At 55.0% G+C, this 1,162-nt stretch carries 1 pseudogene; it reads right to left on the bottom strand.

Going from position 1 to position 1,162, the window contains the following annotated elements:
- Window positions 1-1,162 (bottom strand): annotated as a pseudogene (locus FFT88_RS24620) (hypothetical protein); the annotation flags it as partial.

Genomic DNA, 1,162 nt, shown 5'->3' with positions numbered 1-1,162 from the left:
TGCTGATATTGCTGCTGCGGGCGCTACCGGTTGCTGTGGCTGCTGATACTGCTGCTGCGGTGCTACCGGTTGCTGCGGTTCAACAATGGGCGTAAACAGTGGCTCGTGTGGGCCATCATCCACCAACGCTTTCATCGGTGAAAATTCAAAATCATTCAGCGAGAATGGATTTGCTCCCGCAGGTTGTTCACCGGAATAGCGTTGCTGCTGAGTCTGGGCAAACTGACGAGCCAGTTCAGCCTCTGCCGCTGCATCTTCATCTTCAGGGTTAACTGGCGCATCATGCTGATACTGTTCACCATAGCGTTGCTGCTGTGCCTGGGCAAACTGACGTGCCAACTCATCTTGCTGCATCGCATCGATTTCATCATCGTTATACTGATCGCCAGAATCGTATTGATTGCGCTGCGCTTCGCGAGCTTTCTCTTCGGCGGCTCGTTGTGAAGGTAGTTTAATGCCATACGATGCCAGTTCACGACGAGTCGGAACACGAATACGCTTTGGTCGTGGCAACTGCGGGCCTATCCCCTCTTTCACTTGTGGTCGAGGTCCACCGCTATTTGCCAGGCTAAAAACAGGTGCAGCAACCGTTGCGGCGGCCCCCGTCGCCAGAGTCGCTTTCTTCACGCCCGATGCCAGCGGCGAAACAGCAGCCACGGCTTCTACCGGAGGGACTGCAGCAGCAGTCGGCGATGACTGAACAGATCTAGCTGACTGAACAGGTCTAACAGGCTCAGGTTCTTTAACTGGTTCAGGAATAGGCTGATACCAGGCGGCGAGCTGTTCACGTTCGCGCGCACGCTTCTCTTCAACTTCTTCAAAATAGTAAAGCGGCGGACGCGCAGGTTTTGTTTCTTCAGCAACCGGTTCAGGCGCCACAACAGGCGGCTGCTCAACCGGATGCGACTGTTGACGCAACGTCTCCTGCACGGCTGGCTGCTGGTAATTTTGCTCAGGCTGGTATGTAGACTGCGCCGCAAAAGTGGATTGTGTCCCCTCGGCTTGCCACGCGTTATCAGCCACTGGCTGTTCAGGCACTGGTGCATAATAGGGTTGTTGAACAGGTTGTTCCGCAACAGGCGCATAATATGGCTGCTGAACCGGCTGTTCAGGCACTGGTGCGTAATAGGGTTGTTGAACAGGTTGTTCCGCAGCAGGCGCA

Source organism: Escherichia sp. E4930, assembly GCF_005845405.1.
In the GTDB taxonomy this organism is placed as follows: domain Bacteria; phylum Pseudomonadota; class Gammaproteobacteria; order Enterobacterales; family Enterobacteriaceae; genus Escherichia.
The sequence above is the reverse complement of the archived record's forward strand: the minus strand, read 5'-3'. Positions and strand labels throughout refer to the sequence as shown.